Consider the following 20,519-nt stretch of genomic DNA (forward strand, 5'->3'; position numbering starts at 1 on the left):
GGACACGGGATCAGCAGTCGTTATGCTGACGATATCGAACACGATGGATCGTATAAGGAGCAACAGCAGGATGGACATCATCAAGGGAATCGCCGTGGCACTGGTGTTGGCAGCAGCGCCAGCGCACGCGGCCAAGCCGTCGGCCGATGTGCCGGTGGAAATGGGCATGCGTGTCGAGGGCACCCTCGCCATTGGCGACGACGGCCGCATCACTGCGCTGGAGATCGACAAGCAGGACATGCTTCCGGAGGCAGTGGCCACGCTGGTGCGCGACTCCGTGAAGAACTGGGAATTCGAGCCGAATGTGCGTGACGGCGCCCCGGTACCGATGGACGCGCGGATGACCGTGCGTGTCGTCGCGCAACCGGGTGCGAACGATACGTTCAACGTGCGACTGATCAGTGCACATTTCGATGGCGCCCCGAAGGATGCCTCGGGACGTGAGATCAAATCCCAGGCCCATACGCCGCCCCCGCGCTACCCCGCCGAAGTCTTCCGCGTGGGGGGGCAGGGCACCGTGTACCTCGCACTGAAGGTTGACCGCGAAGGGCGTGTGGTCGACCAGTTCGCCGAACAGGTGAATCTGAGAAGCACGGGGACGGCGGCCCAGATGGATCTCACCCGCAGGCGCCTGGGCAAGGCATCGCTGGATGCCGCGCGCAAGTGGCGTTTTCCGCTGAGCGCAGAGGACGCCAGCCTGGAGGCGCCGTTCCGCACCTACCGCGTGCCGGTCAGTTTCGCGATCGACACCGCCATGCCTGACGACCTGGCGCAGTGGCGCGCTTACATTCCAGGGCCGCGCAACGCCATCCCGTGGTCCACGCGCCCGGAGAGCGCCGGCTTCTCGCCGGATCTGCTGACCGACGGTTCGGCTACGCTGGCCGGCGACCCCAACGCGCCGCGCCTGCGTACCCCGCTGGGCATCTGACCCTTGCCTCAACCGGTAGCCGGGCCGTCGGGCTGCGGGTACACCACGGTGCGGTTGCGGCCCTGTTCCTTGGCCATGTACAGGGCCTTGTCGGCCAACCGCAGCGCCTGCTGAGGATCATCGTGATAGGTCGGGTAGTGGGCCACGCCCAGCGACACGGTGACCGTGCCGACCTGCTCGACTACCTCGGCGGCCACCTGGATGCGCAGGCGCTCGGCCACCTGCGCGGCATCGAGGACAGCGATGCCCGGCAGCAGGATCAGGAACTCCTCACCGCCGTTGCGGCAGAGCAGATCGGTGTCGCGTGAGCCATCGCGCATCAATTGCGCGATGCGCAGAATCACCGCATCGCCGACCGCATGACCGAAGCGGTCGTTGATGCTCTTGAAGCGGTCGATGTCCAGCGCGATGATCCCGAACGGCTGGCCGCGTGCCTGCCAGTCTTCCAGCCCCTGCTGCAGGCCGCGCCGGTTCTGCAGGCCGGTGAGGGGATCGGTCATGCTGGCGCGGTTGAGCTTGCCGATGCGGTCCTGCAGCAGGTTGAAGCTGTACAGCAGGGCGGTTTTGAGCTGGGCGACTTCGTAGTACCAGGCGCGGATACCGGTGACGTGGCGGATCGCGATGCCGGTGTCGCGGTTCTGCACGTTGCGCGCCAGCTGCCATAGCGGCAGCGAGATGCGCCGCGCGAACCACCAGGTGATCAGCAGCGACAGGATGCCCAGCGGAATCGCATTCCAGATCACCGCCGACATCAGCTTGGACAGCGATGCCAGCGTGGCCGCGGTCGGCCGCTGCGCTACCACGCCCCAGCCGACGCTCGGCACCGGCGCGTACCCGGCCAGCATCTGCACGCCGTGGCTGTTGCGTACCTGCTGCGCGCCGGAGTGGCCCCGGGTGACCGCCTGCACGGCCGGGTTCTCCAGCGCGAACTGGCCGACCCGGTCCTGTTCGATGTGGTACAGGATGCGGCCGTTGCGGTCGACGACGTACAGGTACGACCCATCGCGGTAATAGTGCTTGCCCAGCAGCGATTGCAGGATGCTGCGCTGGCGCAGGTAGATCGTGCCGCTGACATAGCCCTGGTACCTTCCCTGCGCGGAGAAGATCGGATGCGAAATCGCTACCACCAGGCGCCCGGTCGCGGCCTGGTAGGGGTCGCTGATGAAGGGCACGCGGCGCTCCAGGGCATCGCGGTTGCCGGCGCTCTTGAGCAGCACGCCCTGCAGGGCCAGGCTCTGCGGGGAGGTCGCCAGCACGGTACCGCCGGCATCCACGATCAGCACCGAGTTGAAGCTGTTGGTCTGCAGTTGCAGACGTGCAGCTTCTGCTTCCAGTTCGCTGTGATCGTGCACACGCTGGCCGAGCAGGGTGGCGCTGTAGGCCACCTGCTGCTGCGCTGACAGAACGAAGTTCTGGGTCGACTCGGCCAGCTTGCTGGCATACACACGGTTGGCTTCCAGCGTATTGCCGATCAGCTGCTCACGCTGCACGCGGTAGCTGGCATGCAGGGTATTGGCCAGCGCGATGAGCGCGCTGAGCAGGGCAAGGGCGAGGATCAACTTGCCCAGGTTCAGGCGGGTGGACAACGGACGCATGCGGTTCACGGGCAGCAGGGTGCAGCACCAACCCGAACATGCGGATGGAACGGCAGCAGCGAAACAGTCAGGAGCGCACGACCCCGCCCCCGGGCGGTCAACAACTCGTTGGGCGGCGATTATTGCGGATTACACCCCCACGTGGGTGAAGTCGGCGCCGCCGTGGTGGCCCGTTCAGCGCTCCAGGCGCTTGCGCAGCACGCTGCGCAGATGATCGGCGCCGGCCGGGTCGAGCGGCCCGAGCACGCCGCGCACCGTTTCGGGAATATGCGCGGCGGTGTGGTCATCGGCCTCGAAGACGTAGTGCTGGAACATCGCCTGCCAATGCGCACGCTGCGCCGGTGGTAGATCGCGGATGGCCAGCAACGAGAGCATCAGTGCGTTCATCGGCGCATCCCGCCACGCCGGCACCGGCCGCCACCAGTAATTGACCAGTACATTGAATGCCTCCAGCCCCTCCATGTGGTGCCACCACAACGAGGGAATGAACACCGCATCGCCGGGGCCGAGGTCGGCCACCTGCGCGTGGGCCAGCGCCTGGCTGAAGCGCGGGAAGCGTTCCAGGTCCGGTGCGGCGAAGTCGACCAGGCTGACGGCCTGCCCGGCCGGCGTGAAGTCCAGTGGCCCGATATACAGATTGCCCACCTGCGCCGGCGGAAACAGGGTGACCCGGCGGCCGCCGGCAGCCACGCAGGCCAGGTTGTCCGGCACGTCCTGGTGCGCGGCGATACGCGAGCGGTTGCCGACCCAGATACTGGCCAGCGGATCGTCCACGCCGAGCGCCAGCGTATTGGCCTGGCGGAAGCCGGGCAGGAAACTGTCCAGCGTGGTCGAGGCGACGTAGATCGATGGCGGCGTCGGCGCGGTGGCGTACTTGAGCAGGGTGTCGAGCACGACCTTCAACGGAATCTGCTCGCGGCGGAAATTGAAGCCGCTCATGTCTGCGTTGTAGAACACACGCCCCTTGGCCTCCGGCGGCGCCGTGGTAGCGGTGACCGGCATCGTGCCGTGGTCGAACTGTTTGAGATGGGCGACCGCCGCCTGTGCGGACTGCGTCGCCGCGCTGACCAGCGGCCACTGCGCCACCAGCCCGCGGATCACTTTCGGTGTCGTCCAGCCGGGCAACTGCGTGTGCAGCTGCGCCGGATCCAGATCATGCAGTTCTTCGATCGGGCCGGGCATGGCGGACATCGGCATCCTGTCAGCAGGGGCGGGTGGTACCCACGGTAGCGTGGAGGTGCGGGAAGCGAAAGGCCGCGGGGTGAGCGCGGCCTTTCGGTGCTGCAGGTCGGAACAACCGAGTCAGAACTTGTAGCGCACGCCGAACATGTAACGCGGCCCGGTCTGGGTGGCGTAGCGCAGCATGTTGGAATGGCGTGCGTAGGTGCGCATGGTCTCGTCGGTCAGGTTGATCGCCTCCAGACTCAGCGTCAGCTGGTCGCTGACCGCATAGCTGATGTTGAGATCGAGCTGGCCGTAGGCTTCGGTGTAGTTCGGGTTGGGGCCCTGGCCGCCGATGCCGTTGAGGAACTTGTCGCGCCAGTTGTAGGCCGCACGTACCTGCCAGGCATTCTTTTCGTAGAACGCCACGAGGTTCGCCGAGTCGCTCAAGCCGATCATCGGGTACTGGTCGCCCAGGCTGTAGTTATCGAAGGTCAGGCCGGACTTCACCTTGGTGTAGTTGGCCGCCAGGCCGAAGCCTGACTGGCCGAACAGGTGCTGCACGGCCAGTTCCCAGCCATCCAGGTGATCGGAGTGCTGGTTGGCCGGCACGGTGGTGTCGAACCCGGCCACCGGGTCGCCCGGCTGGCCGACGATGGTGCCGGTCATCTGCCCGGCCGAATTGCGGCCGGTGTAGGTCACGCCCGGGTCGCCGGCATGGTTGGTGAAGATGTAATCGCGGATGCAGGGCATGTCGGTGGCGCCGCAGCCCGACCCCAGCGCCTCGTTCCAGTACGCGCCGCCCACCGGTGTGTGCAGGGTGCCGGTGTTCTCGCGCACGATGGTGTTGCTGATGAAGTTCTTGATGTTCTTGCGGAAGAAGCCGACCGAGGCGTAGCTGGATTCCCCGTAATACCACTCCAGCGACAGGTCGAAGTTGTCCGAGACCAGCGGTTCCAGCCCCGGGTTGCCGCGCGAGCCGGTACCGCCCTGGGTGCGCACGATGTCGTCCACCCGCGAGCCGCTCTGGATCTGCGTCCAGCCTGGGCGGCCGATGCTGCGGCTGTAGCTGCCACGCAGCGCCAGCGCATCGTTGATGTCCAGCTTCAGATCGAGGTTGGGCAGCACGTAGTTGTACTTGCCGGTACCGCCGACGAACGTACCGTTGGCGTCGTAGGTGACGTTGAACTCGTTGGCCGAGCCCCAGCTGATCCCGGTCGGGAGGCGGACCAGCGCCTGCGATTCCACTTCGGTCTGCTCGTAACGCACACCGGCGGCCACGTGCAGCGGCATCGACCACTCGAACGTCGTACGGTACTGCGCGTAGGCGCTCTTGGATTTCTCCGTGGTGCGGATGTCCTCGGAGTACTCGGTCGGGGCGACATAGCAGGTCGGGCAGGCCGGTTCGGCATCGGTGGCGACCCCGGCAGCCTGCGCACGCAGGCGGTCGAAATCGAACACCAGGAAGCGGCCGGTCATGCGCGGATCGTTGTGGCCGGAGAACGCCTTGAAGTAGCGGCTCATGTCGTCGGCGTACCAGATGTTGTCATCGTAGTCCGACGGATTGCCCAGGCCACCCCAGCTGTTGCGCTGCATGATCGCCGAGGCCGAGCGGTTCTCCACCTGGGTGTAGCCGACGCCGAAATCCAAGGCCGAGTAATCGGCGAACTTGAACGTACCGCGGCCTTGGTACTGCTCGACCTTGGACTTGTTGTAGCTGTTCTGGAAGACCGAGCCGGTGACCAGCGCATCGGAGGCCTGCACGCCGCCCGGCGGCAGGTCCATGTGGATGATCGGCAGGTCGCCGCTGTAGTCCACGGTGGTGGTGCCGCGCACGAAGGCGGCCACGCCGAGCACGCCGGCCGAGCCGTAGGGGCCGTCCGGCTGCGATTCGGCGGTCGAGTTGTGGACGTCGAAGGACAGCTCCAGTGCGTCGTTGACTTCCCAATCGACGTTGAAGCCCAGCGAGTCCATCGAGTTCTTGGTGGCCAGCTTCATACCGCCCATCGAGACGTCCGAGCCGGTCATGTCTTCGCTGTAGATGATCGGTGCTGCGATCGGGCCATTGGTCCAGGTGCTGTCGCCCGGACCGTAGTTGAACCAGACCGACAGCTCGCTGCGCTGCTGCTGCACCTTGTTCTCGACGAAGGTGTAGTCCAGCGTGGTGGTGATGTTGTCGGCCGGCTTCCACTGGAACGTGGCCTGGCCGTTGGTGCGCTGGCGCTGTACGCCATTGACGTTGTACGCGGTGTTCTGCGGGCGGCCGTAGATATCGTCGGGATCCGGACGGTTGGTGATGCGGTCCGAATAGCCCTGGCCCGGCAGCGGCAAGGCACGCCAGTCGCTGGCTTCATTACCGCGGAAGGTCGCCCAGCCCTCGGCCACGGTGGCTTGGTTGAAGCCCGAGTCGCGTTCCTGGTGGCTGGCGCTCAGCGCCACGCCGAAGCGGCCATCGGCGTAGGTCTGGCTGAAGATGCCCGACAGTTCGCCGGTCACTTTCGAGCCCTGCAGCGTGCGCGGCAGGTTGTCGTTGGAGGAATCGTTGACCGCCTTCAGCCCGAGGCTGATCACCGGCTCGGATTCCAACGGGCGCATCGTCTTGATGTTGATCGTCGCACCGATGCCACCGGCCGGATTGTCGGCACGGCCGGTCTTGTAGACCTCCACCGCCGACACCGACTCGGCGGCCAGGTTGGCGAAATCGAACGAACGCGAGCTGTTCAGGCCGGCGCCGCCGGCGCCGAGATTGGAGGCCGGCATCTGCCGCCCGTTGAGCAGCACCAGGTTGTAGTCCGGGCCGATGCCGCGCACGGTGACTTTGGAGCCTTCGCCACTGGCGGTGCGGTCGATCGAGACGCCGCTGATGCGCTGCAGCGATTCGGCCAGGTTGGTATCCGGGAACTTGCCGATGTCCTCGGCAACGATGCCGTCGACCACACCCTGGCTGTCGCGCTTGAGGTTCATCGACGAGGTGAGGCTGCCACGGATACCGGTGACCTGCACCGTATCGAGCGTGGTGGGATCGACGCCATCGGGGGCCGTCGTGGTGTTCTCTCGGGCCGCGGGATCCTGCGCCCAGGCCGGGCCGGCCAGGACAGCGAGAAGTGCGGAGGTGAGCATCGCCTTGCGGGGTACGGCCTTGTACGTCTTCATGATGATCCCTCCCCAGGGAATTCGATCGTGGCGGTTCTGCGTTGTGTCGGCGCGGGGTCCAGTGCGCACGGCCCGGATTGGAGCCATGGTTGACAGCGTTGTCAACAAACGCACGTGGCGATGCGCTTGCGACCGGCAGCGACGGGTGTCGTGCGTTGCAGTCGGGACGGCCGCGCGTGCGGCGGAAACACTGCAACGCCGGTGTTGTGGCCCGATTCTGCCGGGACATGCGCAGCCGGATTGGCGATGCTGATCCGTTGTGCAGTGCAGAACGAAACTGCGCGAAGGCATTCGGGTGCGTGCGCCGCTGCATGGGCCGACCGCCCGATCCGATTGCTGACAGCGCTGGACAATCGCGGTCCAAGCAGGTTCCATGTCTGGCCGCCGACTGGCCGGCACTCCCAATCTGGAAGGACATGCAATGGACACTCCTGCTGCCGTCCGCGGACAACATGTGCAAAGCAATGGCGTTGCACTGGCCGTGGTCACCGCCATCTTTTTCATGTGGGGCTTCCTCACCTGCCTCAACGACATCCTGATCCCGCACCTCAAGGCGGCATTCGCGCTGACCTGGGTGCAGGCGATGCTGGTCCAGTTCACCTTCTTCGGTGCGTACTTCCTGATGTCACTGCCGGCGGGGCGCCTGGTCGCGGCGGTGGGCTACAAGCGCGGCATCGTGGCCGGGCTGGCCATTGCCGGTGTCGGTGCGCTGCTGTTCTGGCCGGCCGCGCAGGCGCACGTATACGGTCTGTTCCTGGGGGCGCTGTTCGTGCTGGCCACCGGCATCACCGTGCTGCAGGTCGCCGCCAATCCCTACGTTGCGCTGCTCGGGCCGGAACAGACCAGTTCCAGCCGGCTGACATTGGCGCAATCGATGAATGCGCTGGGCACCACCATCGCGCCGCTGTTCGGTGGCCTGCTGATCCTCTCGGCCGCGCCGCGTACGGCCGATGAACTGGCGCTGCTGCCGCACGCTGAAGCGCTCGCGTATCGCGCTGCTGAAGCGCAATCGGTGCAGGTGCCGTACTTCGGCCTGGCAGTGGCGCTGTTCGTGCTGGCAGTGGCGATCTGGATGTTCCGCCTGCCGACCATTCCCGGCGTGGAAGGCGAGGCTGCCACCGGCAGGGGCCGCCTGCGCGATGCGCTGCGCCACCGCCACCTGCGCTATGGCGTGCTGGCGATCTTCTTCTATGTGGGTGCGGAAGTGTCGATCGGCAGCGTGCTGGTCAACTTCCTCTCGATGCCGGGTATCGGTGAGGGGCTGACCGAGCAGGAAGCCACCCGTTACGTATCGTTGTACTGGGGCGGTGCGCTGGTCGGGCGTCTGCTCGGTGCGGCATTGCTGACCCGTCTGGATCCGCGCCGCATGTTGGGGGTCTTCGCGCTGATCGTGATGGCCCTGCTGGCGGTGACGATGCTGGGCACCGGCAACCTGGCCAAGTGGAGCGTGGTCAGCATCGGCCTGTTCAACTCGATCATGTTCCCGACCATCTTCGCGCTGGCGATTGCCCGCCTCGGTACGCTGACCGGCCAGGCATCGAGCCTGTTGGTGATGGCGATCGTCGGTGGGGCGGTGATCCCGCTGGCGATGGGCTGGCTGGCCGACCATCATGGGCTGCAGGTGTCTTTCCTGCTGCCGATGCTGTGCTACCTGTTCATTGCGTTCTACGCGTGGCGCGGTTCACGCCACAGCGGCTGAGGCAGGCGGTCAGCGGCGACGCGGTGGGTGCGTGGATTCGCGCACCAGCACCGCGTGATCGACGGTGACCATGGTGCCGGCCTCCGGCGAGCGGATGCGATCGATCAACTGCTCGGTGGCCAGCCGCCCCATGGCGGCGGTCGGCTGCCGCACCGTGGTCAGTGCCGGGTAGATGTGGCCGGCAATCGGGGTGTCATCGAAACCGCAGACCGACAGGTCCCGGGGGATGCGCAGGCCGCGTTGGCCGGCGACGCGGAACACGGCGGCGGCCATGTCGTCGTTGGCGGCGAAGATCGCCGTGGGCGGCTCTGGCAGATCCAACAGTGCGTTGGCCGCATCGATGCCGGATTCGAACGAGAACTGGCCGTTGACGACCAGCGCCGGATCGTACTCGATTGCATACTGGCGCAACGCCTGGCGATAGCCGGCGTGGCGCCACTGGCAGGCGCCGTGCGCGCGCGGGCCCTTGATGTGGCCGATGCGGCGATGGCCCTGCGCGACCAGATGGCCGATCAGTTCAATCACCGCTGTGGTCTCGTCCATGCGCACGCCGATGCAGCCCTCGGGGTGCCGCGGCGCAATGGAGGCATACGGAATCTCGTGCTCGTCCAGATAGGCCAGCACCACGGCGTCGTCGGTCAGTGGCGGGATCAGCACCACCCCGTCGGGGCGCGAATTCTCGAACAGCGCGGCCAGATCGGGCAGGGTACGGCGCGCCGTGCCGACCGGGCCCAGGATCAGGTTGTAGTGGTTGGCGTGGCAGGCCTCCAGCATCCCGTTCTGGATTTCCATCAGGTAATTGCGCGAGGGGTTGTTGTAGACCAGCGCCAGCGCATACGAGCGCTGACCGGCCAAGCTGCGCGCGGAGAGATTGGGCTTGTAGCCGAGGCGGGCCACCGCGGCCAGCACGCGATCACGGGTTTCCGCGCGCACGTTGGGCTCGTTGTTGAGCACGCGGGACACCGTCTTGATCGATACACCCGCAACGGCGGCGACATCCTCGATACGACTACGCATGGTGCGGGGGTTCCTCTTGGAGGGGCGGGCGGGCAGATGCCGATGGTAGTGCGCGTGTGTCACATCGATGTTGCCGATGCAGGCGGATGTTGCCATGCCGGCGGCGTGCGTGGCGGGTTCGTGTTTTTCCATGCCGCGATGCAGCAGTTCACGGGAGGGTCGGACACGCGCTACGCCGGCGATCCCTGCTGCAGCGGGACTTCGGCTGCAACCCTGCCGGCAGGCGGTTGACAGCGTTGCCATGGGCTTATATGACAGCGCTGTCAGACAAGGGCGCTGACCGACGCAGCATCGCTACCCTGCCGGCCATCGACATCGCAGCGCGAGCGGTGCCCGGCTGCGGTCGCGCCCGTCCCGTTCGCGCGTATTTCATCAGAGGAAGATGTCCAGTGACCAGCTTCAACAAGACGATTCTCGCCACCTGCCTGTTGGCCGCGCTGGCCTCGACGGCCGGTGCCGCACCGGCCACCGGTGAACGCCTGCAGGACTGGCCCCACGTGACCAGCGCGATCGGTCCGGATGCCGCGCTTGAGGCGCGGGTGCGGGAGATCGTGGCGCAGATGACGCTGGCGCAGAAGGTGGGCCAGATGACCCAGCCCGAGATCAAGATGATCACCCCCGACGAGGTCCGCCAGTACTACATCGGCTCGGTTCTCAATGGTGGCGGCTCCTGGCCGGGCATGGACAAGCACGCCACGGTGGCACAGTGGCTGCAGCTGGCCGATGCGTATCGCGCGGCCTCGCTGGCCACCGATGCACGCACGCCGATCCCGGTGATCTGGGGCACCGATGCGGTGCACGGCCACAACAACGTCTACGGTGCCACGCTGTTCCCGCACAACATCGGTCTGGGCGCGGCGGGGGATGCCGCCCTGATCGAGCGGATCGGCCAGGCCACCGCACACGCGGTGCGCGCGACCGGCATCGACTGGGTGTTCGCGCCGACCCTGGCGGTGGCGCATGATCCACGCTGGGGCCGCACCTACGAAAGCTATTCCTCCGATCCGCACGTGATCCGCGAATTCGCCCAGGCTTACGTCAAGGGCGCCCAGGGACGCTTCGGCGATGACGGCAACGTAGTCGCCACTGCCAAGCACTACATCGGCGATGGCGCGACCGACAACGGCCGCGACCAGGGCGAGGCGCTGGTCGACAAGGCCACGATGATCAACGTGCACGGGCAGGGCTACTACGGCGCGCTCGGCGAAGGCGTGCAGACGGTGATGGCCTCGTTCAACAGTTGGAACGACCGCAGTGGCGGCGTCGACTACGGCAAGATGCACGGCAACAAAGCCCTGTTGACCGGTGCGCTGAAAGAGAAGATGGGCTTCGACGGTTTCGTCGTCTCGGACTGGAACGGCATTGCCCAGGTACCCGGGTGCCGCAACGACAGCTGCGCGCAGGCGATCAACGCCGGCATCGACATGGTGATGGTGCCCGACGACTGGAAGGCCTTCATCGCCAACACGGTGGCCCAGGTGGAGAGCGGGGAGATCCCGATGGCGCGCATCGATGATGCGGTCACCCGGATCCTGCGCGTGAAGCTGCGTGCAGGCCTGTTCGATCACAAGCCGTCGGACAGCCGCTACGCCGGTGATGTCGCTGCCGTGCAGCACCGTGAGCTGGCGCGCCAGGCGGTGCGCGAGTCGCTGGTGCTGCTCAAGAACGATGCCAAGGTGCTGCCGCTGCGCCGCGATGCACGCGTCATGGTGGTCGGCAAGAGTGCCGACAACCTGTCCGACCAGTCCGGCGGCTGGTCGCTGACCTGGCAGGGCACTGAGAACCGCAATGCCGATTTCCCCCATGCCGATTCGGTGCTCGGTGCGTTGCGTGCCGAGCTGGGCACACAGCGGGTTGCCTACAGCGCCGATGCGACGGCGCTCGATCCGACCGGGTTCGATGTGGTCGTGGCGGTGATCGGCGAGACGCCGTATGCCGAGACCAACGGCGACATCCTGGCCTCTGATTCGGTCAGCCACAGCCGCGCCTATCCGCAGGATCTGGCGGTGCTGCGCGCGGCCCAGGCCAGCGGCAAGCCGGTGGTGACCGTGTACTTCTCCGGGCGCCCGATGTACACCAACGACCTGCTCAACCAATCGCAGGCCTTCGTGGCGGCGTGGCTGCCGGGCACCGAGGGCAAGGGCATCACCGATGTGCTGGTGGCCGGCAAGGACGGCAGGCCCGCGCATGACTTCCGCGGGCGCCTGAGCTTCCCGTGGCCGGGCGTTCCCTGCCCGGCGCCGATCGACCGCCCGGATCCGAAGCAGCCCCCCCTGTTCGCGCTGGGCCACGGCCTGAGCTATCGCACGCCGGGCAAGGTTGCCCGCCTGCCCGAAGCCAACCCGGACAACTGTGGCGAAGTGACCACCCTGCCGATCTTCAACCGGGCTGACACGCCGCCGTTCGCGCTGCATGTGGCGGCCGGCGGCGCGACCCAGCCGCTGGGCAACGATCTCAATGCCACGCTGCGCTGGCCGACCGCCGCGCCCGTGGTACAGGTGCGCACCGTGCAGATCAACACTCAGCAGGACGCGAAGGAAGTGACCTGGCTGGCACCGGCGCAACTGCTGGCACGCAGCAGCTCGCGTCGCAACCTGGGCGCGCTGGCCCGCACCCAGGGTGCGCTGCAGTTCGACGTACAGCTGGTGCACCGTCCGGCTTCACCGGTGAAGGTGACCATGCAGTGCGGCACGGGCTGCGAGGGCGGCGTGGATATCGCCCCGGTGCTGGCCAGACTGGCGCCGGGGCAGAAGCAGACCGTGACCGTACCGCTGGCGTGCTTTGCCAGGCACGGGGTGGATCTGGGGGCGGTGGAAGCGCCGTTCGTGGTGACGGCGGACAAGCCGTTCGCGGCGGCGTTCACCCAGGTGCGGGTGTCGACCAACAGTGCCGGGGTGGAGGGGGCCGTGACCTGTCCCTGAGTCCCGTAATGAAAAAGGCCCCGCAATGCGGGGCCTTTTCCTGTCCGGATGATGCGCCGATCAGCGCTTCATCGAACCGAAGAACTCGTCGTTGGACTTGGTGTTCTTCATCTTGTCGAGCAGGAATTCCATCGCAGCCATTTCATCCATCGGATGCAGCAGCTTGCGCAGGATCCAGATCTTCTGCAGCAGTTCCGGTTCGATCAGCAGATCTTCACGGCGGGTACCCGAGCGGTTGATGTCGATCGCCGGGAACACGCGCTTTTCGGAGATACGACGGCTCAGGTGCACTTCGCTGTTGCCGGTGCCCTTGAACTCTTCGTAGATCACCTCGTCCATCTTGCTGCCGGTATCGACCAGCGCGGTAGCGATGATGGTCAGGCTGCCGCCTTCCTCCACGTTACGCGCCGCGCCGAAGAAGCGCTTGGGGCGGTGCAGGGCGTTGGCATCCACACCACCGGTCAGCACCTTGCCCGAGCTGGGCACCACGTTGTTGTACGCACGTGCCAGGCGGGTGATCGAGTCGAGCAGGATCACCACGTCCTTCTTGTGCTCGACCAGGCGCTTGGCACGCTCGATCACCATTTCGGCAACCTGCACGTGACGGGCGGCCGGCTCGTCGAAGGTGGAGCTGATGACTTCGCCGCGCACGGTGCGCTGCATTTCCGTCACTTCTTCCGGACGCTCATCGATCAGCAGCACGATCAGGTGGACGTCCGGATGATTGGTGGTGATCGCCGTGGCCACCTGCTGCATCATCATCGTCTTGCCGGCCTTGGGCTGGGAGACGATCAGCGAACGCTGACCCTTGCCCTGCGGTGCCATCAGATCAAGGATGCGGCCGGTGATGTCTTCGGACGAACCGTTGCCACGTTCCAGGGTGAAGCGCTTGCGCGGGAACAGCGGGGTCAGGTTCTCGAACAGCACCTTGTTCTTGGACGCTTCCAGCGGCTCACCGTTGATGGTGTCCACGATCGACAGCGCGAAGTAGCGCTCGCCGTCCTTCGGGAAGCGGATGCGGCCGGACAGGTGATCGCCGGTACGCAGGTTGAAGCGGCGGATCTGGCTGGGCGAAATGTAGGTATCGTCCGGGCCGGCCAGGTAGCTGGCTTCAGCCGCGCGCAGGAACCCGAAGCCGTCGGGCAGGATTTCCAGCACGCCATCGGCGGCGACGCCGTCGCCATGACGGGTCAGCACCTTGAGCAGGGCGAAGATCACGTCCTGCTTGCGGGCGCGGGCCACGCCTTCGGAGATCTGCAGCTGCTCGGCGATTTCCAGCAGCTTCTGTGCCGGCATGCGCTTGAGGTCACTCAGCGAATAGACCGGGAAGCCTTCGGGCACGTTGGCCTGCTGGCTGCGCACGAACGGCTGCTGTTCGCCGTTGTCCTGCGGCATGCCGTCGTCGTTGTAGCGATCGCCACCGCGGTTGCGGTCGCGGCGATTGCGGAAACGGTCGCGGCGGTTGCCTTGGCCCTGACCCTGGCCTTGGCCTTGGCCTTGATTCTGACCTTGACCCTGACCTTGGCCCTGCTGGTACGGGTTCTGCCCGCCCTGCGGGTTCTGGTTGCGGCCATTCTGGTTGCGCTGGCCACCGTCGCCGGTGTCCTGCTGACCACCGCCCTGCGAGGGCGATGCGTCGCCACCGGCAGAAGCTGCCGGCGCCGATGCCTGCGGGGCCGCCGAAGGAGCGGCAGCCGGCGCCGGCGCGTCAGACGCGGCAGCCAGAGGCAGAGCGGGTTGTGAAGGGGGGGAACCGGCTTCGGCAGCGGTGTTGGCGGCGGCCTTGGCGACGCGCGGCTTGCGCACGCGCTTCTCGGCGGGCGCGTCGGCGCTCCCGGGTTCGGAAGTAGTGAGATCGGACAAGTGCTGGATTCCTCGCTAGAAGGTGCGAGCGCCCGGCAGGGCGGCGAACGTTGGGAAAGGATCTGGAAGGAAACTGCGTCCAGAAGATGCGGCGCGCGAATGCGGCCGGATATGCCGACACTAACACCGGCTCGCGGCGGCGCGCAAGCCGGGTGGGGCAGGGTCATTCATGCGGGCGACGGGCCCGCGTGGCAGCCGGACGGTGCCGGCTGCCCGCTGCGATCAGGCCAGGGCCTTGTCGAGCATGCCGGCCAGCTGGGCCTTGCCGACGGCACCGATCTGCTGCGCCTGGACTTCGCCGTCCTTGAACACCAGCAGCATCGGGATCGAGCGCACGTGGTACTTGGCAGCCAGGGCGCGGTTCTGATCCACGTTGACCTTGGCGATCTTGGCGCGGCCGTTGTAGGCGTCGGCCAGTTCATCCAGCGCCGGGGCGATCATCTTGCAGGGACCACACCATTCGGCCCAGAAATCGACCAGCACCGGTTCCTTGGAATTCAGCACTGCGCTATCAAAGTCGGCGTCGCCGACATGTACAACCTTGTCGCTCATCTTGGTTTCTCGTCTGGTAATGCACCCGGCAGGGCCGGAGGAAGTTGAATTTGGGCAACGCCAAGCGGGCGTCACCCTCGTCTGGTGCCTCGTGGCCGCGGGCGGCCAGCGGTGCGTTCGGCGGATGCCTGGACGCTCACGGGGCGCAGTGTACCGCTATCGCCGTGACCGGACAGACGCTGGTTGGAAAGAAGCGTCCCGTGATCGCCCACCTGCGTTATCGCGACGATCCCGGTTGATATGCGGGGGCCAGGACGACGGTTCCAGCCCCGCCAGCCGCGCCGTTCAACCGGCGGCAGGGCGGGTGAATACGAGGTGCAGAGCGCATGCCAGCCGCTCCAACGCGCTGTAATGGCGCGCCGGGCGGGCATTCTCACGGGGTCGAGAGACGGGTGATCCCGGTTTGCCGCCGACATTGCGTTAAACTGGGGCATTGCGCGGCGCCCTGGACCCGAGTCCGGCCCCGCCAATCCCGGCGCAGGGGCCGTTTGCGACGGTGCCCCCCAAGATGATGCAAGCCACCCGCACCTCTGCCGGCTGGCCTTACCAAGACGGACTCATGAGCGACAAACCGCTGACCGATTTGACCTTCTCCTCCTTCGAGCTGCATCCGGCCCTGCAGGCCGGCCTTGAAGGAGCCGGATTCACCCGTTGCACGCCCATCCAGGCGCTGACCCTGCCGGTCGCGCTGCCCGGCGGCGACGTCGCCGGCCAGGCCCAGACCGGCACCGGCAAGACCCTGGCCTTCCTGGTCGCGGTGGTGAACCGCCTGCTGACCCGCCCGGCACTGGCCGATCGCAAGCCGGAAGACCCGCGCGCGCTGATCCTGGCCCCGACCCGCGAGCTGGCCATCCAGATCCACAAGGATGCCGTGAAGTTCGGCTCCGACCTCGGCCTGCGCTTCGCGCTGGTCTACGGTGGTGTGGACTACGACAAGCAGCGCGAGATCCTGCAGCAGGGCGTGGACGTGATCATCGCCACCCCGGGCCGCCTGATCGACTACGTCAAGCAGCACAAGGTGGTCTCGCTGCACGCCTGCGAAATCTGCGTGCTCGACGAAGCCGACCGCATGTTCGACCTGGGCTTCATCAAGGACATCCGCTTCCTGCTGCGCCGCATGCCCGAGCGCAGCACGCGCCAGACGCTGCTGTTCAGCGCCACGCTCAGCCATCGCGTGCTGGAGCTGGCCTACGAGCACATGAACGAGCCGCAGAAGCTGGTGGTGGAGAGCGAATCCATTACCGCCGCCCGCGTGCGCCAGCGCATCTATTTCCCGGCCGACGAAGAGAAGATTCCGCTGCTGCTGGGCCTGCTCTCGCGCAGCGAAGGCGCCCGCACCATGGTGTTCGTCAACACCAAGGTGTTCGTCGAGCGCGTGGCGCGTTCGCTTGAAAAGGCCGGTTACCGCGTCGGCGTGCTGTCCGGCGATGTGCCGCAGAAGAAGCGTGAGAGCCTGCTCAACCGCTTCCAGAAGGGTCAGCTGGAAATCCTGGTGGCCACCGATGTCGCCGCCCGCGGCCTGCACATCGACGGCATCAAGTACGTCTACAACTACGATCTGCCGTTCGATGCGGAAGACTACGTGCACCGCATCGGCCGCACCGCGCGCCTGGGTGAAGAAGGCGATGCGATCAGCTTTGCGTGCGAGCGCTACGCGATGGGCCTGCCGGACATCGAGGCTTACATTGAGCAGAAGATCCCGGTCGAGCCGGTCACCAGCGAAATCCTGACCCCGATCCCGCGCGCGCCGCGTGCACCGTCGCCGGAAGGCGAGGGTGATGCCGAGGGCGACGAGAACGAAAGCGTCGGCCAGATCTTCCGCGAAGCACGCGAAGCGCGTGCCGCCGAAGAGCAGCGTCGTGGCGGTGGCAGCAGCCGTGGCGGCAAGCCGGCCGGTGGCCGTGGCGAACGCCGTGCACCGGGCGAGCGCAGTGCCGATGGCAAGCCGCGTCGCGAGCGCAAGCCGCGCGTGGAAGGCGAGCCGCCGGTCGCCGCCGTCGATGCCGAGGTCAAGCCGCAGCTGGCCCCGACCGCCGCGCCGTCTGCCGATGGCAGCCCGGCGGTGGAAGGTGAGCGCGCGCCGCGCAAGCGTCGTCGTCGTCGCCACGGCCGTCCGGTCGAAGGTGCCGAGGGCGCCGCAGCGACCGGCCCGGTGACCCCGGTGCAGGTGACGGCCAAGCCGATGCGCGGCACGCCTGCCGCCGATCCGGGCGCCTCGTTCCTGACGCGCCTGGGCCGCAAGATCCGCCGGATGCTCTCCGGCAGCTGATCCTGTTGCCGATTCACGGGTAGTGCCGGCCGCTGGCCGGCGCTGCACGGTGCAGGCAGTACGGGGAGCCGGCCAGCGGCCGGCACTACCGATCAGCGCCCCATCAGGTTGCCGTTACCTACGCGCCACCCTCGTCCTGCATAATCAGGGAATGAGCGTCCTGCGTTTTGACAATGTCAGCAAACAATATGCCGGCGGCCACCAGGCACTGGTGGACGTCAGCTTCGATGTCGCCCCAGGGGAAATGCTGTTCGTCACCGGCCATTCCGGTGCGGGCAAGAGCACCCTGCTCAAGTTGATCCATCTCGACGAGCGGCCCAGCCGCGGCGCGGTGATCTTCAATGAGCGCAACCTGCTGAAGGTGCGCGGCGGGAGTATTCCACGGCATCGGCGCGAGGTCGGTGCGGTGTACCAGGACCATCGCCTGCTGATGGACCGCAGCATCGCCGAGAACGTCGCCCTGCCGTTGATCCTGCGCGGCACCCGCCGCAACGAGATCGGCAAGCGCGTGCGTTCGGTACTCGAACGCATGGGCCTGGGCCACCGCGAAAAAGCCCTGCCCTCGCAGCTGTCGGCCGGTGAACAGCAGCGCGTCGGCATCGCCCGTGCGATCGTCGGCGAGCCCACGCTGCTGGTCGCCGATGAGCCCACCGGCAATCTCGATCCCACGTTGGCGGCGGAAATCATGGCGCTGTTTGCCGAACTGCCCGATCGCGGTACCAGCGTGCTGGTGGTCAGCCACGATCTGGCCCTGCTGCGGCGCATGCGCAAGCGCGTGCTGATCCTTGATCACGGCCGCCTGGTCGATGACATCTCGCCGCAGGACCTGGCCGAATGACTACTCCGGTGACCAAAGAAACCGCCGCGCCGTCGCGCTTGGGCGTGTGGCTGCACCATCACGGCCACAGCGTGGTCTTCAGCCTCGGCCGTGCGTGGCGCAAGCCGTGGGCGACCCTGCTCACCGTGATGGTGATGGCGCTCGCGCTGGCCCTGCCGCTGGGCCTGTCGATCGCGCTGGACAACCTCAAGCACTTCGCCGGCAGCGTGCAGCAGTCGCGCGACATCAACCTGTTCCTCAAGACCAATGCCGGTACCGATGCGGCCCGCCAGGTCGCCGAGACCCTGCGCGGCCGCGCCGACGTGGCCAACGTCACCGTGCAGACGCCGGAGCAGGGCCTGGCCGAGCTGCGCGAAAGTGCCGGGCTGGGTGAAGCGATCGATGCGCTGCATGACAATCCACTGCCGACCCTGTTGATCGTCACCCCGGGCGAGGGTGCCGACGACGCGCGCCTGGCGCAGTCGCTGGAAGGCCTGCCGCAGGCCGATCTGGTCCAGCATGATGCGCTGTGGCGCAAACGCCTGGATGGCTGGCTGGGCTTCGGTACGCGCCTGGTGCAGGTGCTGTCGGTGCTGCTCGGCCTCGGTGCCGCGCTGGTGGTCGGCAACACCGTGCGCCTGGACATCCAGGCCCGCCGCGATGAGATCGGCGTGCTGCAGCTGCTGGGCGCCAGCGATGGCTTCATCCGCCGCCCGTTCCTGTATCTGGGCGCGTGGTACGGCCTGGGGGCCGGTGCCGTCGCGCTGGCGCTGATCGGTGCGGCCGGGCTGGCGCTGCGCCCGCCGTTGGCCGCGCTCTCGCAGAGTTACGGCAGCCCGTTCGTGCTGCACGGGCTGGACCTGCTGCATTCCTCGTTCGTGCTGCTCGGCACCGTGGTGCTGGGCTGGCTGGGCGCCTGGCTGGTGACGGGGCATTTCCTGCGCCAGACCCGCCCGACCGAAACCTGAGGCCCGCATGCGTCCGCAAGCCCTCAAGCACCTCGCCGACGACGCACCGCGCGTGATGGTCGTCGACGGCTCCAAGCTGGTCCGCAAGCTGATTGCCGATGTGCTGCAACGCGAACTGCCGGCAGTGGACGTGGTGGGCTGCGCGAGCATCGCCGAGGCGCGTGCGGCGCTGGATGCCGGACCGGTCAGCCTGGTCACCACCTCGCTCACCCTGAGCGATGGCGACGGGCTCGACCTGGCGCGCATCGTGCGCGACGCGGCCGGCCAGGCCTACGTGCCGGTGATCGTGGTCTCCGGCGATGCTCAGCAGCATCTGGAGCAGCGCCGCTTCACCGAGTACGTCACCGATTATTTCGACAAGGCGCTCGGTCACGAAGCCTTGGCCACCTTCATCCGTGGCTATGTGCAGCCAGAGACCATTCCGGGCGCGACGATCCTGTATGTCGAAGACAGCCGCGTCGTCGCCGAGGCGACCAAGCGCATGCTCGAACGGCAGGGCTTGAACGTGCTGCACGTGCTGACGGCCGAAGATGCGTTCGCGCTGCTCACCGCCGAGTCGCTCGGCCGCAGCAGCCACCGCATCGATCTGGTGCTTACCGATGTCACGCTCAAGGGCGAGCTCAGTGGCCGCGATGTGGTGCAGCGCGTGCGCGTGGACTTCGGCTATGGCAAGCGCCGCCTGCCGGTGCTGGTCATGACCGGCGACGGCAACCCGCACAACCAGTCCGGCCTGCTCCAGGCCGGTGCCAACGATCTGGTGCAGAAGCCGATCGAAGAGCGTCTGCTCATCACCAAGGTGCTGTTCCAGCTGCGCCTGTCCCGCCTCAACGAAAAGCCTGTCGTGCGATGAATGACGATGTAGTGCCCAGCATCCAGCTCGAAGCGAGCTGGAAGACGCGTATCGGTGATTACCTGCTGCGCCCGGAGATGCGGGAACTGTCCGCGTTCCTGCGCCAGCGCAAGGCCGCCGGTGCCCAGGTGTTTCCCCCCGGCCCGCAGATCTTCGCCGCGTTCGACGCCACGCCCTTCGATCAGGTCAAGGTGGTCATTCTCGGCCAGGATCCGTATCACGGGTATGGCCAGGCCCATGGCCTGAGTTTCTCGGTCATGCCGGGCGTACCGGTGCCGCCATCGCTGCTGAACATCTACAAAGAGATCGAGGCCGATCTGGGCATCCCGCGCCCGGACCATGGCTGCCTGTTGCCGTGGGCGCACCGCGGGGTGCTGCTGCTCAATGCGGTGCTGACCGTGGAAGCGGGCAACGCCGGCTCGCATCAACGGCGCGGCTGGGAGGGCTTCACCGATCACGTGGTGGACACCCTCAACCGCGAGCGCGAAGGCCTGGTGTTCCTGCTGTGGGGCAGCTACGCCCAGCAGAAGGGCAAGGTCATCGATACCGGCCGGCACCGCGTGCTCAAGGCGCCGCATCCTTCGCCGCTGTCGGCGCATCGCGGCTTCCTCGGCTGCCGCCATTTCTCGATGGCCAACGAGTACCTGCAGCGCCGCGGCCACGATCGCATCGACTGGTCGCTGCCGCCGCGTGCCGCGCTGGAGCCGGCGGCGTAATCACTGGCGG

14 protein-coding genes are annotated in these 20,519 nt (G+C 66.9%); 8 read left to right on the plus strand and 6 right to left on the minus strand.

The window, feature by feature from the left end:
- Positions 1 to 70: 70 nt before the first annotated feature.
- Positions 71 to 928, plus strand: coding sequence for an energy transducer TonB (locus AC06E9_RS13995; RefSeq protein ID WP_478056247.1), 858 nt, complete (start codon positions 71 to 73; stop codon positions 926 to 928).
- 8 nt (positions 929 to 936) lie between these two features.
- Here AC06E9_RS13995 and AC06E9_RS14000 read toward each other — a convergent pair whose 3' ends face one another.
- The 3 genes from AC06E9_RS14000 to AC06E9_RS14010 all read right to left on the minus strand — a co-directional run bounded on the left by AC06E9_RS14000 (position 937) and on the right by AC06E9_RS14010 (position 6,837).
- On the minus strand, positions 937 to 2,523 hold the full coding sequence (locus tag AC06E9_RS14000) for a sensor domain-containing diguanylate cyclase (RefSeq protein ID WP_461769601.1): 1,587 nt from the start codon (positions 2,521 to 2,523) through the stop codon (positions 937 to 939).
- A gap of 174 nt (positions 2,524 to 2,697) precedes the next feature.
- Positions 2,698 to 3,714 (minus strand): cupin-like domain-containing protein, encoded by a 1,017-nt coding sequence (locus tag AC06E9_RS14005; protein WP_478056248.1) that lies wholly within the window; start codon positions 3,712 to 3,714, stop codon positions 2,698 to 2,700.
- 111 nt (positions 3,715 to 3,825) lie between these two features.
- Positions 3,826 to 6,837, minus strand: coding sequence for a TonB-dependent receptor (locus tag AC06E9_RS14010; RefSeq protein ID WP_282261615.1), 3,012 nt, complete (start codon positions 6,835 to 6,837; stop codon positions 3,826 to 3,828).
- 421 nt (positions 6,838 to 7,258) lie between these two features.
- Between AC06E9_RS14010 and AC06E9_RS14015 the strand changes: the two genes are divergently transcribed.
- On the plus strand, positions 7,259 to 8,536 hold the full coding sequence (locus AC06E9_RS14015) for a sugar MFS transporter (RefSeq protein ID WP_183073714.1): 1,278 nt from the start codon (positions 7,259 to 7,261) through the stop codon (positions 8,534 to 8,536).
- Between the two features lie 9 nt (positions 8,537 to 8,545).
- On the opposite strand, the gene AC06E9_RS14020 is transcribed toward AC06E9_RS14015, so the two are convergent.
- Positions 8,546 to 9,553, minus strand: a complete 1,008-nt coding sequence (locus AC06E9_RS14020) for a LacI family DNA-binding transcriptional regulator (protein WP_121041295.1) — start codon at positions 9,551 to 9,553, stop codon at positions 8,546 to 8,548.
- Positions 9,554 to 9,942: 389 nt separating this feature from the next.
- On the opposite strand from AC06E9_RS14020, the gene AC06E9_RS14025 reads away from it, so the two are divergent.
- The gene (locus tag AC06E9_RS14025; protein ID WP_478056249.1) at positions 9,943 to 12,474 is read left to right on the plus strand and encodes a glycoside hydrolase family 3 protein; all 2,532 of its coding nucleotides are present in this window, start codon (positions 9,943 to 9,945) and stop codon (positions 12,472 to 12,474) included.
- Between the two features lie 60 nt (positions 12,475 to 12,534).
- Here AC06E9_RS14025 and rho read toward each other — a convergent pair whose 3' ends face one another.
- Both rho and trxA read right to left on the minus strand, forming a co-directional pair.
- Positions 12,535 to 14,337, minus strand: coding sequence for a transcription termination factor Rho (gene rho / locus AC06E9_RS14030; protein WP_478056250.1), 1,803 nt, complete (start codon positions 14,335 to 14,337; stop codon positions 12,535 to 12,537).
- Between the two features lie 222 nt (positions 14,338 to 14,559).
- Positions 14,560 to 14,889 carry a thioredoxin TrxA gene (trxA, locus tag AC06E9_RS14035; RefSeq protein WP_019183509.1) on the minus strand — a complete coding sequence of 110 codons (330 nt, stop codon included), beginning with the start codon at positions 14,887 to 14,889 and terminating at the stop codon, positions 14,560 to 14,562.
- Between the two features lie 559 nt (positions 14,890 to 15,448).
- On the opposite strand from trxA, the gene rhlB reads away from it, so the two are divergent.
- The 5 genes from rhlB (at position 15,449) to ung (ending at position 20,509) form a co-directional block, all read left to right on the plus strand.
- Positions 15,449 to 17,158, plus strand: a complete 1,710-nt coding sequence (gene rhlB, locus AC06E9_RS14040; RefSeq protein ID WP_121040408.1) for an ATP-dependent RNA helicase RhlB — start codon at positions 15,449 to 15,451, stop codon at positions 17,156 to 17,158.
- Positions 17,159 to 17,309: 151 nt separating this feature from the next.
- The gene (gene ftsE, locus AC06E9_RS14045; protein WP_121040406.1) at positions 17,310 to 17,996 is read left to right on the plus strand and encodes a cell division ATP-binding protein FtsE; all 687 of its coding nucleotides are present in this window, start codon (positions 17,310 to 17,312) and stop codon (positions 17,994 to 17,996) included.
- The gene (ftsX, locus tag AC06E9_RS14050) at positions 17,993 to 18,943 is read left to right on the plus strand and encodes a permease-like cell division protein FtsX (RefSeq protein WP_461769596.1); all 951 of its coding nucleotides are present in this window, start codon (positions 17,993 to 17,995) and stop codon (positions 18,941 to 18,943) included. The genes ftsE and ftsX overlap by 4 nt, the downstream gene beginning before the upstream one ends.
- Before the next feature lie 7 nt (positions 18,944 to 18,950).
- Positions 18,951 to 19,793: a response regulator gene (locus AC06E9_RS14055; RefSeq protein ID WP_121040403.1), complete on the plus strand. Its 843-nt coding sequence runs from the start codon at positions 18,951 to 18,953 to the stop codon at positions 19,791 to 19,793.
- Positions 19,790 to 20,509: a uracil-DNA glycosylase gene (gene ung / locus AC06E9_RS14060; RefSeq protein ID WP_121040401.1), complete on the plus strand. Its 720-nt coding sequence runs from the start codon at positions 19,790 to 19,792 to the stop codon at positions 20,507 to 20,509. Before AC06E9_RS14055 ends, ung begins: the two co-directional genes overlap by 4 nt.
- The last annotated feature ends 10 nt before the right edge of the window (positions 20,510 to 20,519 follow it).

It is taken from the genome of Stenotrophomonas sp. Steno-Z10-BAI, from assembly GCF_056393115.1.